The following is a 12,615-nucleotide window of genomic DNA, read 5'->3' on the forward strand; positions in this document are numbered from 1 at the left end:
GCTTCCTGCGCTTCCGGCCTTCGCCGGCCGAAGCACTCGTGAGGCGCCGCGCAGCCGAGGCTACGGCCGGCGTAGGCCGGTGCTCACGTGCTTGAAGCACGCTCCGCTCCGGTTCTCGGAAGCCATCATTCTCGGCTCGGCCTGACCTGAATCTCAACACACCTTGCCCTAGCTTGGATACCTCTCAACCTTCCCGTTCCGCCTCCAGCGCCGCGAGAATGCGCGGCGGCGACATCGGGATGTGGGTCATGCGCACGCCGACCGCGTTCGACACCGCGTTGGCGATCGCCGCCAGCGGCGGCACGATCGAGGTTTCGCCCACGCCGCGCACGCCATAGGGGTGGTTGGGGTTGGGGATTTCCAGGATCTGCGTGTCGATCATCGGCAGGTCGGAGCAGACCGGGATGCGATAGTCGAGGAAGCCGGGGTTCTGCAGCCGCCCGTCCTTGCCGTATATATACTCCTCGTTGAGCGCCCAGCCGATGCCTTGCGCGGCACCGCCCTGGTACTGGCCTTCGACATAGGTCGGGTGCACCGCCTTGCCGGCATCCTGCACCACCGTATAGCGGATCACGCGTGTCGAGCCGGTCTCGGGGTCGACCTCGACGTCGCAGATATGGGTGGCGAAGGACACACCCGCGCCGTCGGCGACGAGCTCGCTATGGCCGGCGATCGGCCCGCCGGTCTTGCCGGAGGCGGCCGCAATGTCCTTGAGCGACAGCGGCGAGAGGTTGCCGTATTTCTCGCCCTTGGCAATCGCTTGGCCCTTTTCCCAGACCACGTCCTCCACCGGGATGTCCCAGGTCTGCGCCGCGCGCTCGCGCAGGATCTTGATCGCGTTGCGCGCGGCCGAGATCGTCGCCATCGAGGAGGAGAAGGTGCCGCGGCTGCCGTCGGTCATGTCGTTGTAACCGAGGGAAGAGGTGTCGGCGACCACAGCCTTGACCTGGGAATAATCGATGCCGAGCTCCTCCGCCGCCACCAGCGACAGCGAGGCGCGGGAGCCGCCCACATCCACCGTGCCCACGGCCAGCGACACCGTACCGTCCATGCCGATGTTCAGATCCGTGCAGGTCTGGCCGCCGAAATTGAACCAGAAGCCGCAGGCCATGCCGCGTCCCTGGTTGGCTTTCAGCGGCGCCTTCATATGCGGATGGTTCTTCACCGCCTCCAGCGTCGGCCCGATGCCGATCGGCCCATAGACCGGGCCGTAGGACGAGCGGGTGCCTTCCTGCGCGGCGTTCTTGATACGGAAGTCCACCGCATCCATGCCGAGCTCCTTGGCGAGCTCGTCGACGACGCTTTCCACGGCGAAGGCGGCCATCGGGGCGGAGGGCGCGCGGTAGGCCGCAGTCTTCGGCCGGTTGACCAGCACTTCATAGCCGACGGTCTTGACGTTCTCCAGCTTGTAGCAGGCGAACGCTGTCATCGCGCCGATCTCGGCCCAGGAGCCGGCATAGGGGCCGCAGCTATAGCGCAGCGTCGCTTCCGCGGCGGTGATGGTGCCGTCCTTCCTGGCGCCGATCTTGACGTCGATCGAAGTCGCGCTAGTCGGGCCCGACGCGCGGAAAACCTCGTCGCGGGTCATCACCAGTTTTACGGGGCGGCCGGCCTTTCTGGACAAGGCAAGCGCCACCGGTTCGGCCCAGACATGGGTCTTGCCGCCGAAACCGCCGCCGATTTCCGACGAGGTGACGCGCAGCTTCGAGGCTTCGAGCCCCAGCAGCTGGGCGCAATGCTGGCGGTAGACGAAATGGCCTTGCGTGCAGACCCAAAGGTCTGCCGTGCCGTCCGGGTTGACGCTCGCCACGCAGGCATGCGGCTCGATATAGCCCTGATGCGTCTGCTCGGTCTTGAACGAGCGCTCGACGATGAAATCGGCCTGCGCGAAACCGGCATGCACGTCGCCATGACCGAACTGCGTGCGCTTGGTGATGTTGGAGGGCTTTGCGGGCTTCTCCTCGAGGCCTTCGGTGAAGACCTGATCATTGATCAGCGGCGCATGGTGCTGCGCCGCCTCGTCGACATCGGTCACATGCGGCAGCACCTCATAGTCGACCTCGATCAGCTTCAGCGCCTCGCGGGCGGTGCGGGCGTCGATCGCCGCCACCGCGGCCACCGCATGGCCGTCATAGAGCGCCTTCTTGCGCGCCATCGAATTGTCGAGGATGTCGTACATGGCGGCGTCGCCGTCGGTTAGGTCGGGCAGGTCCTTCGCCGTGATCACCGCCTTCACGCCGGCGAGCTTTTCCGCCTTCGAGGTGTCGATCTTCTTGATCACCGCATGCGCGTGCGGGCTGCGCAGGATTCGGCCGACCAGCTGGCCGGCCATGTTGAAGTCGGCGCCATAGCGGGCGCGTCCGGTCACCTTGTCGATGCCGTCGGGGCGGATCGGGCGTGTGCCGACGGAAGCGAACTTGCGTCCTGAAAAGCGCGGATCGAAATTCATGGATTACGCTCCCTTCATCACGTTGGCCGCGTCCTGGACGGCGCGCACGATCTTGTCATAGCCGGTGCAGCGGCAAAGATTGCCGGCCAGCCCGAAGCGGATTTCCTCCTCGGTGGGCGAGGGGTTCTTGGCCAGCAGGTCCTTCGCCGCAATAAGGAAACCTGGCGTGCAGATGCCGCATTGCAAGGCCGCGTGCTCCAGGAATTTCTGCTGCAGCGGGTGCAGCTGGTCGCCATGCGCCATGCCTTCGATGGTTTCGACCTCGCGGCCTTCGGCTTCCGCGCCCAGCACCAGACAGGAGCAGACCAGCCTGCCGTCGACGATGACGCTGCAGGCGCCGCAGTCGCCGGTGCCGCAGCCTTCCTTGGCGCCGGTCAGGCCCAGCCGGTCGCGCAGCACTTCCAGCAGCGTCTCGTCGGGCTGGCACAGATATTCGACGGCATCGCCGTTGATTGTGGTTGATACAGCTACACCGGCCATTATTTGCCTCCCGCACGCTTGTAGGCGATTGCCGCGACGCGCCTTGCCAGCACGCCCGCCACTTTCCGTCTGAATTCGATGGTGCCGCGCTTGTCGTCGATCGGCCGGCAGGCGCCGGAGCAGATCTTGGCCAGCCGCTCCAGCGTTGCTTCGTCGAGCTTGGAGCCGACCAGCACTTGCCCCGCTTCCTCGACCAGAAGCACGGTGGGTGCCGCGGCGCCCAGCGCCACGCGCGCGGTCTTGATCGCGCCCTTGTCATCCAGCGTCAGGTTCACGCCGGCGCTCACCACAGCAATGTCCATCTCGGTGCGCGGAATGAAGCGCAGATAGGCGTCGCCCGCATGCTCAGGCCGCTTGTCGAGCAGGATCGCCTCGATGATCTCACCCTTGGCCAGCGATGTGCGGCCCGGTCCGGTCGGCACGCTCTCCACGGCAATGGTGCGCTTGCCCGAAGGCCCCGCGACCACAGCCTTGGCGCCCGCCGCCACCAGCGCCGGCACGCTGTCGGCGGCGGGCGAGGCGTTGCAGAGATTGCCGGTGATTGTGCAGCGGCCCTGCACCTGCTTGGAGCCGATCAGGTTCGCGGCCTCGACCACGCCCGGCCAGGCCTGCCTGAGCGCCTTGTTCTCGCCCAGCACCGCGCAGGGCACGGCGGCGCCGATGCGAAAACCGTCGGCCGTTTCGGTGATGTCGGCCAGGCCGCCTATGCGCTTGATGTCGACGATCAGCTCGGGCTCGATGAAGCCGCCCTTCATCCTGACCAGCAGGTCGCTGCCTCCGGCCAGGATCGCGGCCGGTCCTACCGCCTTGGCGAGCTCGCCAACGGCATCTTCGATTGAAAGCGGACGTATGTAACGCATCGTCTCCCCTTGGTGATCGCTTTGTCACCGACCGTTATAAAGCGTCTGGTTATAATCGCCATCCCGTTCGTGCATGTGCGGGTTGGGCCAGAGCCCTGTTCCAGATGCGCCCAGAGGGCGGGCCAGGGCGCCGCGGCCTTTCTCTTCTCGCCTTCACTATACGGGGAAAATGTGCCCGAAGGGCGGATGAGGGGCGGCGCCGGCGTTAGTCATTGCCTGTCTACGCCAAAACCGCAAAACTGTTATTCGTCTCAAGCGATTGCCTTTCCCGATGTCCATACCGGCTCGAACGAGACGTTGCGCAACCGGGCCTTGCGCACCCGCTCGACGAACACGTCATCGACGAAGACCGGGGAAGCCCGCGTCGGCAGCTTGAACACTTCCGCCGTCCCGATCTTCTCCGCGTCGAAGGCGTAGCGCTCGATGGCAAGAATGTCGCCGTCGTCGAACCGGACGATCCGCGACCGCTTCTCATCCAGCGCGTCGGTCACATTGGTCACGTTGAGCAGCCAGACCTCCTCGCCGCGCAGCGCGACGAGCTCGCCATAGGGACGCAACGCCGCCGCCAGCGCGTCGACGGCCGGTCGGCGCAAAAGCGGCGCGTACGCGCCAAGCCAGGGGAAATCGGAATAGAGCCGCTCGCCTTCCTCGACGCGTCGCATCACCGGCGGCTCCCGGCCGTTGATCGATCGCCCATCGAGGCTGAAGAAGGTCTCATAGGCATCGTCGTCGACCGGCAGCACCCATTCCTGCCCCTCCAACACAGCGAATTGATGGATGGTCGTCATCGCAAGATGCTCCGCCGTCGTCTGAGGATCGCGGCTCCAGGCGGTTCGCCGAAAGCGCGCGGGGAGCATGCACCGGCCCGGCGCGGCATTCAAGGAAGCTCAGGCCTGATTGCGGAGCAGGTCGGTTTCAGGCCCCGCGCGGACCAATCCACGGCCAGGCATCGGCAATATTGTTATCACAGCCAGTGGCCTGTAAGAGCGGGCATGACCTCCATCTCCCGTCTCGCCGCGCTCGTCCTGCTGGCCCTCATCATCTTCGCAACGCTGTCGCCCATCGAGCTGCGGCCACACCTGAGCGATGCCAACATGGAACGCGCTTTGGCTTATATCCTGCTGGGGCTGGCCCTGGCGCTCGGGTTTCCGTCCCGCGTGACGCAGACGGTGCTGTTCATTTGCGCGGTAGCAGGCGTTCTCGAGGTTCTGCAGTTGTTCGACCCTGGCCGGCATGCGCGGGTTGCCGATGGCTTGCTCAAGGCGGCGGCGGGCGTGGTGGGGATTGTCCTGGCGCGCTTCGTCATCACGTTGGTGAGCCGCGCCGCCGAGCGACGCTAGAGCGGTTCACCGTTTCATGGAAACGGCGAACCGCTCTAGCCCTTTGTTTTTACGCAATTCCGGACGGAAAAACCGCTCACACTTTTCCTGGAATTGCTCTAGTGCGCCGGCTCGCGCCAGAGTGGTGTTGCGACCTAAGGCACGTCGTATTCAGAGGGCTCGCCGCGAGGATTTCGGCATAAGCTGCGTTCAAACGATGGACGATCCCCGAAGTAGATGGCCAAAAAATTCGCATTTCTTTTAGTGCGCGATTTCACGCTGTCGCCCCTGTCGCTGTTCATCGACACGCTCAGGCTGGCCGGCGACGAGGGCGATCGCAGCCGCAGGATCGAGTTCGACTGGGAGATCGTCGGCGAGCGCGGCCTGCCGATCCGCGCCAGCTGCGGCGTCGAATTGCTGCCGACTCGGGCGATGGGCAACCCCGAGGATTTCGACAATGTCGTGGTTGTCGGCGGCCTGCTCGACACCAACCGCAAATTGAGCTCGGAAAAGGAGGCGTTCCTGCTGCGCGCCGCACAGAAGGGCGTTCCGCTGACCGCGCTCTGCACCGGCAGCTTCGTGCTCGCGCGCTACGGCCTGCTCGACGGCTACAGCGCCGCGGTCAGCTGGTTCCACATCAAGGATTTCCGCGCCGAGTTCCCCGATGTGAACGCCCATGCCGACAGCCTCTATTCCGTCGACCGCGGCCGCGCCACCTGCGCCGGCGGCACGGGCGCCGCCGACCTCGCCGGCTATTTCGTCTCGCAATTCATCGGCCAGAAGGCGGCGGAGAAGGCGGCCAAGATCCTGGTGCTCGACCGCATCCGCTCCAGCCGCGACGTGCAGCCGGTCGGCGATCTTTTCCCCGCGGCCGCCAGCCGCGCGGTGAAGCGGGCGCTGCTCCTGATGGAAAGCAATCTCCAGGAGACGCTTTCGATCGCCGAAATCGCCGCCCGGCAGAACTGCTCGCGCCGCCAGCTCGAGCGCCTGTTCGGCGCCGAGCTCGGCATCGGCCCGATGGCCGCCTATCTGGCGCTGAGGGTGCATTACGCCAAGTCGCTGCTCGAAAGCAGCGATCTCGCCATTGGCGAGATCGCCTATCGCTGCGGCTTTCCCAATGCCGGCCATTTCAGCCGCGTTTTCCGCCAGCAGACCGGGATCACGCCGACCCGGCTGCGGCACCCGCATCGGGCAGCGGCGAATGAAGTTGCCAGGTAGCGATGCCTGTGCACGCCTCGGCAAGCCGGCAACTCTGCCGGTGTCCAGCCCAGTGACAGCCGGTTGCTACGTTACCGCGATGACCTTTCCCGTCGCACCGAGGCGACATAGGACTTTCGCTTGCCGCACTTGGATGCCGCCTCGAAGCGCATAGCTTATTCGCACCTCGATCGGCGCCGCCAGACCGACTCTGCGTTGGCGCATCAGACCGGCGCTGACCGCGTATACACGCACAGCGCCAAGCGGCGTTGCTGCCGACATGATCGCCGCGCGGCACGCGCTCACGACCTTGGCCGGCGTGCCTGGCTTCGCTTTCAGCGATACCGGGGGCGCAAAAGGATAGCCCGCCGTAAATCGCCGAAACTCCCCGCCACCTGTGCCGGAAGGCTTGAGGACGGACGGCAGGCCGATCGCGGTCCTTGCGTTTTTGGCAGAGAAAACGGCCGGGTCGTCGGGGGGCGCAGCGTCCTCGGCGCCGGACGTTGCTGTGCTGGTACCTGTCGAAACGCTCGCGCTTTCGCTGTCGGGAGCGTCACCAGCCGAAACGCCCGCGCCGACTGATCCCCTGTCGGCCTTCGCGGACGCGCCAATGCTCGCGCCACCTGCGCTGACGCCAACGCCGACGCCGCCTGCGCGGGCTGATGCCCCAACCTTTGCGCCGCCCGAACGGCCGACACTTGCCCCCACCCCCGCGGAAACGCCTTGTGGTCCTGCGCTCACTCCAGCGCCAACGCCAAGGCCACCGACCTTGCCGCCGCCACCGATATCAAGGGCCACCGCTGGTCCGGTGGCGGCTGCGACCATCAAGGCGACCGCCACGTATTTGCCCATTTCCGGAACCCTCCTGCGGCATGCGTTGGTGCCAAGCCACCCGGCGATGTCATCGAGGCGGAGTCGGAAGCAACGCGTCGGGGAGTGTAATCGTCGTCGCCACGAGAACCCTTTTCGGTGATCTTGGACTCTTCGCTTTATTTTTGTCTTGCAAGCCTGTTTGACGGATGGATTGGCCATCCCGGTTGGCAAGCGCAGCTGCGGTGGAACGCGCCTTGGCTGCGCGTTCCACCCGCGCTGTGCGGCTCCCACTTTGCGCTTTGACAAGATCGATCGCCTTTCGCGCAGCGGTAAGGAAAACGGACATGTCGGTCAGCTTTTGACGCTCTTGCTCCAACGCAGCGCTCAGGTCGGCAGATGCCTGCCTCGCCGCGTCTCTTTCCCGACGAGCGCCGTCGAGATCACTTGCGGCAGAAATCGCGCGCGCACGTTCCAGATACAATGCTTCGTTGGCATGCCTTGCGGCAGCAACCGCCAACTGGAGATTCTTCAAGGCGGTGGCCCGCTCGGCCGCAGCCAAATCTGCGCGTTTCTCATTGGCGTCGCCGGCCTGGCGGGCCATGGCGAGTTCGTGCTCGACCTGTTCGACTTTATCCCGCTCTTCGGCCAGCGATTGATTTGCCTCGGCCAGGGATACTCCGACAGCGTTGCGCGCTTCGTTCGAAGAAATCAATTGTGCCTGCAGGCCTTTGATGACGCGCTGCGCCGCTTCCAGATCGAGTTTGAGAGCCTCGTTGCTTTGGTTCGCCTCATTGAGGGCTTCTGCTTGCTCTGCGGAGGTGCCGGCCAATACCCTTGCCTGCGCGCTTGCTGCACGCTCGGCGTGCTGGCTCAGGTCGAGCTGCGCTTTTGTCGACGCCAACTCACCCCGCGCTGCAACGATCTGTTGCTGCATTTCGGCGGCATCGTCTGCCGGAGATATCGCCGCCAAGAGGAGAATGCATCCGGGAATGGCGCTCCACCTCCAGTGGCGCATGCTGAAGCGAACCCATGCCGGACGCGGCACGTCCTCGAACTCGTCGTAAGACCCATGTGTGAATGTCACTGGCAACGGTCCTCCGTCTACCGGTCATTCCTCGCGATTCTCAAGAAATATGCCATAGCGGCTTTGCGTGCGCGCATTAAGATTTGTCCGCCGTGGTAGTTAGCTCCATGTTGAAGTCAACCAATAACCCTGACTAATTATATCTTTTCAGAATTTCTCTGACCTCTCATACAAGATAGGCCTTCAGGCGTAGGAAGCATCATCCAAATGGACTAGATATAATGCCCGGTCGTCTTGGGGCAGAGCTTGCCGGCGGCCGGTTGATCAATGTCGGACGGTCTGAGCGAGATCATGCTTCGCGTTCATTGGCTGCGCCCGCTTCACCACGGGGAACGCAAGCACTTCAGTTCAACCAGAGAGGTTATCCGCCGCGCACCCGCGCAGGCGGGCCTCTACGCGGCGGCCATCGGCCATCACCGGGCCGATCAATGCCAGGGGCCGAGCGGTTTTCAGCCGTGGATTCTGCCAGCATAACGGCATCACGCCGACCCATCCGAGGCATCCGAACCGGATGGCCGGGGCGGCGGCGAAGTAGGATGGGTCGACTGCGCCGGCGCCAGGATGCCTAGGCCGAGAAACTGAACAGGCGGAATAGGCCCGAGCTTGAGCAATAGTGCTCCCGCATGTGGTCGAACCCGCTTCGATGGCCGAGCTCCCGCCAGGCAGACACGGTTTCAGGATGATCCATGCCGTGCACATGGGTGGTGAGCAGCAGCCATTCGAGGCCGTTGAACGCCGAAAAGTCGTTGCGCTGCCGGTCCCAGCGCTTCATCCAGCCCGCCCGGCTCTCCGACGTCCTGCAGGTGTTTTCGTAAATCAGGAGTGTGCCCGCCTGGCCTAGCAGGCGCCGCAGATGGCGCATGGTCTCGAGCTTCCGCTCGAACGGCAGATGGTGAAGCGACAGACCGATCCAGGCAAGATCGACTGGCTCCTCGCATGCCGTCAGCCAATCGGCGAAGTCGCCATGCCGCAATTCGGTCGGGCAGGGCAGGTCGGCGATATTGGCCGAGGCCTCGTTGAGAGCCGGCTGCGACAGGTCGATGCCGATATAGCGGCCGATCGGCAGGCCTGTCAGCGCGGCGGCGCTGAAGGAGGCGTCGCCGCAGGCGATGTCCAGGAAGGTGAAGCCCGGCCGCTGATTCTGGAGAAGCCGGCGCAGTGCAGCGTACGCTTCGCGGTGGTTGAGATAGTTGTTGTCGACAACCTTGCGGTAGATGCCCCACATGTCCTGGAACAGCCGGGCGGAGGAATTCGCGGCAACTTCGGTTCTGGTGGTTGCGGTCATTGCATCGCTCCTCTCGATTCAGGTGCGATCAGTCTGAAATCCGGGCCGCTAAAAGTAGCGAAGGGCGTCTCTAAAACTTCCGAAAACTTCCAAAATGCTCCTCATTGCATTAGCGTTCGATGATGGAAGAGCAACGCTACATGTTCGGCCCCTTCCTGCTCGATGCGGGAGCGGGCGTGCTTTACCGGCGTGGCGTGCCCATTTCGATCGGCTACCGCGCGATGCTTATTCTGGAACGCCTGTTGCGATCCGCGGGAAGCGTGGTCGGCAAGGACGAGCTGATCGACGCCGCCTGGAAAGACCAGGCGGTCGAGGAGGGCAACCTTTCGGTGCAGATCGCCGCCCTGCGCAAGGTGCTGGGCGAGGGGCCCGATGGGTCGCATTCCATCGTCTCGGTGGCGCGTGTCGGCTATCGGCTGGTCGGTGATGTGCGGCCGCAGGCAGGCGGGACGCGAAACGGCGCCGTCGAGCTCGAGGAAGGGCCGTCGATCGCGGTGATTCGCTTTCGAGCGATCGGCGATGACCCCGACAAGGCCTACTTTGCCGACGGACTGTCGGAAGACATCACCACCGGCCTGTCGCGGCTCCGCGGCCTGCATGTACGCGACCGCAGCGCCTCCTTCGCCTATGACCCGCAGCACATAGAGCTCGACCGTCTGCGCCGTGAGCTGAAGGTGCGCTACGTGCTGCAGGGCAGCGTACGCCAGTCCGGCCGCGCCCTGCGCATCACCGCGAGTTTGAGCGATGCCAGTGCCGGCACGCAAGTATGGGCCGAGCGCTTCGATATCGAGACCGGCGACTTCTTGGCACTGCAGGATCAGATCGCCCACAAGGTGATGGCCTCGATCGAGCCCCAGCTCTATGAAGCCGAACGGTTGCGCCTGCACAGCCGTCCGGCCGAAAGCCTCGACGCGTGGGGCTTCGTCATGAAGGCGATGCCGCATGTGTGGACATGGGGATCGCAGAAAGACCTTGACATCGCCGAGGGCCTGCTGGTCAGGGCGCTCGACATCGATCCCGACTATGCGCGCGCCAACAGCCTGCTTGCCTGGACCATCGGTGCGCGTGCGGCGCTCGGCCTGACGTCGAAGCCTCGCGAGCTGCTGGCTGCCGCTCTGGCACGGGCGCAAGCCGCGATCGTGCGCGACCAGGACGATCCGTGGGGGCATCTGTCGGCCGGCTATGTCCACATGGTGTCGCGCAACTTCCGCCCGGCCGTCGACGAGCTGTTGGAAGCGATCGAGCGCAATCCAGGTCTCTCGCTGGCGCACTGCATTCTCGGCTCGACATACGGCTATGGCGACATGGCCGAGGATGGCCTGCACCATCTGGGGATCGCCGCGCGCCTCAGCCCGCGCGATTTCATCCAGGCGGCGATCTGTTCCACCATGGGTATCTGCCACTTCACCGCCGGGCGGTTCGAAGTGGCGGCCGACCTGGAGCGCCGGGCGATACAGCTGCGGCCGGCCTTCGGAACGGCTTGGCGCACCTATGCCGCGACCGCGGCACTCGCCGGTGACACCGCCACGGCCACCATGGCCCTGGAAGAGGCTCGGCGGCTGCAGCCGAACCTATCGGTCGCCTGGATTGAAGAGCATCATCCGATCGTCAAGCCGGAGAAGCGCGCGCTCTACATCAGCGGCCTTCGCATTGCCGGGCTGTCATAGCGCTTGGGCAGCCGTGGTCGCCTCTGATGCTTCGCCTGGCCGATTGCGCTGATACGGAGACGGAACATAGCATCGTGACAAGCGACGGTGCCGTCGCTGTCTCTGCGCTCAAATTCGCCTTCGGAGAGCCATGCCGCATTATCCCGACGCCATGCCCGCATCGAAAACCCTATTCGAGCGCGCCAGGAAGGTGATGCCGGGCGGCAACACCCGCACCACGGTCTTTGTCGATCCGTTCCCGATCTACGCCGCGCGCGGCGAGGGGTGCAGGGTCTGGGACGTCGACGGCAATGCCTATTACGACTGCATCAACAACTTCACCTCGATGATCCATGGCTACGCGCATCCCGATGTCACGGCGGCCGTGGTCGAACAACTGCCCACCGGCACCGCTTTCGGCGCCCCGACGCTGAGCGAGATCGAGCTTGCCGAGCTGCTGGTCGAACGGCTGCCCTCGGTCGACCAGATCCGCTTCACCAACTCCGGCACGGAAGGGGTGATGATGGCGATCAAGGCCGCGCGCGCCTTCACCTTGCGGCCGAAGATCGTCAAGATCGAGGGCGCCTATCACGGCTCCTATGATTTCGCCGAAGTGAGCCTCGACTCCTCGCCAGCCAATTGGGGCGACCTGCCGAAGTCCACGCCCTATGCCAAGGGCACGCCGCGCGGCGTGCTGGACGACGTGATCGCCGTGCCCTTCAACGACACCGAGGCGCTGCGCGCCGTCTTCGCCGCCGAGGGCGGCAGCATCGCGGCCGTGCTGATCGACCCGATGCCCAACCGTGCCGGCCTCATTCCGGCGCGCCGGGACTATCTTCAAGCCATGGTCGAGATCGCCCATGCGGCGGGCGCGTTGGTCATCTTCGATGAAGTCATCTCGTTTCGGCTGGGATGGTCGGGCGCGCAAGGGCTGTGGGGCATCGAGCCGGACCTGACGGCGCTCGGCAAGATCATCGGCGGCGGTTTTCCCGTGGGCGCCGTGGGCGGGCGCGCCGATGTCATGGCGGTTTTCGATCCGACCGGAGGCAAGCCCGCGCTGCCGCATGGCGGCACCTTCACCGCCAATCCGGTCACCATGCGCGCCGGCCTTGCCTCGATGCGGGCGCTGACGAAGGAGAGCTTTGCCCATCTCGATCGGCTCGGCGCATTCCTGCGCGAGAGCGTCGCCACCTCATTCGAGCGGCATGGGCTTGCCGGCCAATGTGTCGGCCTCGGCTCGCTGTTCAAGGTTCATTTCACGTCGCATCCCGTCACGGATTACCGCTCCATCTATCCGGGTCCGGCCGAGCACCGGAAATTCGACGTCTTCCATAAGGGCCTGCTTGGCCGCGGCGTGCTCTCCGCCAGCTACGGCTTGTTCGCGCTGTCGACGCCGATGACGGAAGAAGACGCCGGCGCCATTCTTCAAGCGATCGACGGGACCTTGGCCGACGTCGCAGCGCATTCCTGAAAGCAGGCGGA

The 12,615-nt window shown here is 64.8% G+C and carries 11 protein-coding genes; 4 read left to right on the top strand and 7 right to left on the bottom strand.

Translation table 11 applies throughout. The features are described from left to right. Window positions 1-184: 184 nt before the first annotated feature. From P9273_RS17985 to P9273_RS18000, 4 genes are all read right to left on the bottom strand, one after another. Complete coding sequence (locus tag P9273_RS17985; RefSeq protein ID WP_278050111.1) at window positions 185-2,449, bottom strand: xanthine dehydrogenase family protein molybdopterin-binding subunit; 2,265 nt, start codon at window positions 2,447-2,449, stop codon at window positions 185-187. A gap of 3 nt (window positions 2,450-2,452) precedes the next feature. Beyond that, window positions 2,453-2,929: a (2Fe-2S)-binding protein gene (locus tag P9273_RS17990; protein WP_041001557.1), complete on the bottom strand. Its 477-nt coding sequence runs from the start codon at window positions 2,927-2,929 to the stop codon at window positions 2,453-2,455. Beyond that, entirely contained in the window at window positions 2,929-3,789 is an 861-nt protein-coding gene (locus P9273_RS17995) for an FAD binding domain-containing protein (protein WP_278050112.1), read from the bottom strand. The genes P9273_RS17990 and P9273_RS17995 overlap by 1 nt, the downstream gene beginning before the upstream one ends. Before the next feature lie 251 nt (window positions 3,790-4,040). Continuing rightward, entirely contained in the window at window positions 4,041-4,577 is a 537-nt protein-coding gene (locus P9273_RS18000; RefSeq protein WP_278050113.1) for an imm11 family protein, read from the bottom strand. Window positions 4,578-4,781: 204 nt separating this feature from the next. On the opposite strand from P9273_RS18000, the gene P9273_RS18005 reads away from it, so the two are divergent. Both P9273_RS18005 and P9273_RS18010 read left to right on the top strand, forming a co-directional pair. Beyond that, complete coding sequence (locus tag P9273_RS18005; protein ID WP_278050114.1) at window positions 4,782-5,129, top strand: VanZ family protein; 348 nt, start codon at window positions 4,782-4,784, stop codon at window positions 5,127-5,129. 216 nt (window positions 5,130-5,345) lie between these two features. Continuing rightward, entirely contained in the window at window positions 5,346-6,326 is a 981-nt protein-coding gene (locus P9273_RS18010) for a GlxA family transcriptional regulator (protein ID WP_278050115.1), read from the top strand. Window positions 6,327-6,392: 66 nt separating this feature from the next. On the opposite strand, the gene P9273_RS18015 is transcribed toward P9273_RS18010, so the two are convergent. The 3 genes from P9273_RS18015 to P9273_RS18025 all read right to left on the bottom strand — a co-directional run bounded on the left by P9273_RS18015 (window position 6,393) and on the right by P9273_RS18025 (window position 9,487). Then, window positions 6,393-7,157 (bottom strand): hypothetical protein, encoded by a 765-nt coding sequence (locus P9273_RS18015; protein ID WP_278050116.1) that lies wholly within the window; start codon window positions 7,155-7,157, stop codon window positions 6,393-6,395. A 49-nt stretch (window positions 7,158-7,206) separates the two neighbouring features. Continuing rightward, window positions 7,207-8,052, bottom strand: a complete 846-nt coding sequence (locus P9273_RS18020) for a hypothetical protein (RefSeq protein ID WP_278050117.1) — start codon at window positions 8,050-8,052, stop codon at window positions 7,207-7,209. Between the two features lie 715 nt (window positions 8,053-8,767). Beyond that, entirely contained in the window at window positions 8,768-9,487 is a 720-nt protein-coding gene (locus P9273_RS18025) for a class I SAM-dependent methyltransferase (protein WP_052458891.1), read from the bottom strand. A gap of 119 nt (window positions 9,488-9,606) precedes the next feature. On the opposite strand from P9273_RS18025, the gene P9273_RS18030 reads away from it, so the two are divergent. Continuing rightward, complete coding sequence (locus P9273_RS18030) at window positions 9,607-11,154, top strand: winged helix-turn-helix domain-containing tetratricopeptide repeat protein (protein ID WP_278050118.1); 1,548 nt, start codon at window positions 9,607-9,609, stop codon at window positions 11,152-11,154. A gap of 130 nt (window positions 11,155-11,284) precedes the next feature. Next, a complete protein-coding gene (locus tag P9273_RS18035; protein WP_278050119.1) occupies window positions 11,285-12,604 on the top strand; it encodes an aspartate aminotransferase family protein in 1,320 nt (439 codons plus the stop codon). Window positions 12,605-12,615 lie beyond the last annotated feature (11 nt).

Origin of the sequence: Mesorhizobium sp. WSM4935, assembly GCF_029625735.1 — a bacterium.
Classification (GTDB): Bacteria; Pseudomonadota; Alphaproteobacteria; order Rhizobiales; family Rhizobiaceae; genus Mesorhizobium.

Coding starts and splice junctions, on each gene's coding strand:
- P9273_RS17985 (WP_278050111.1), bottom strand. CDS start 2,449: ATGAATTTCGATCCGCGCTTTTCAGGACGCAAGTTCGCTTCCGTCGGC.
- P9273_RS17990 (WP_041001557.1), bottom strand. CDS start 2,929: ATGGCCGGTGTAGCTGTATCAACCACAATCAACGGCGATGCCGTCGAA.
- P9273_RS17995 (WP_278050112.1), bottom strand. CDS start 3,789: ATGCGTTACATACGTCCGCTTTCAATCGAAGATGCCGTTGGCGAGCTC.
- P9273_RS18000 (WP_278050113.1), bottom strand. CDS start 4,577: ATGACGACCATCCATCAATTCGCTGTGTTGGAGGGGCAGGAATGGGTG.
- P9273_RS18005 (WP_278050114.1), top strand. CDS start 4,782: ATGACCTCCATCTCCCGTCTCGCCGCGCTCGTCCTGCTGGCCCTCATC.
- P9273_RS18010 (WP_278050115.1), top strand. CDS start 5,346: ATGGCCAAAAAATTCGCATTTCTTTTAGTGCGCGATTTCACGCTGTCG.
- P9273_RS18015 (WP_278050116.1), bottom strand. CDS start 7,157: ATGGGCAAATACGTGGCGGTCGCCTTGATGGTCGCAGCCGCCACCGGA.
- P9273_RS18020 (WP_278050117.1), bottom strand. CDS start 8,052: ATGCAGCAACAGATCGTTGCAGCGCGGGGTGAGTTGGCGTCGACAAAA.
- P9273_RS18025 (WP_052458891.1), bottom strand. CDS start 9,487: ATGACCGCAACCACCAGAACCGAAGTTGCCGCGAATTCCTCCGCCCGG.
- P9273_RS18030 (WP_278050118.1), top strand. CDS start 9,607: ATGATGGAAGAGCAACGCTACATGTTCGGCCCCTTCCTGCTCGATGCG.
- P9273_RS18035 (WP_278050119.1), top strand. CDS start 11,285: ATGCCGCATTATCCCGACGCCATGCCCGCATCGAAAACCCTATTCGAG.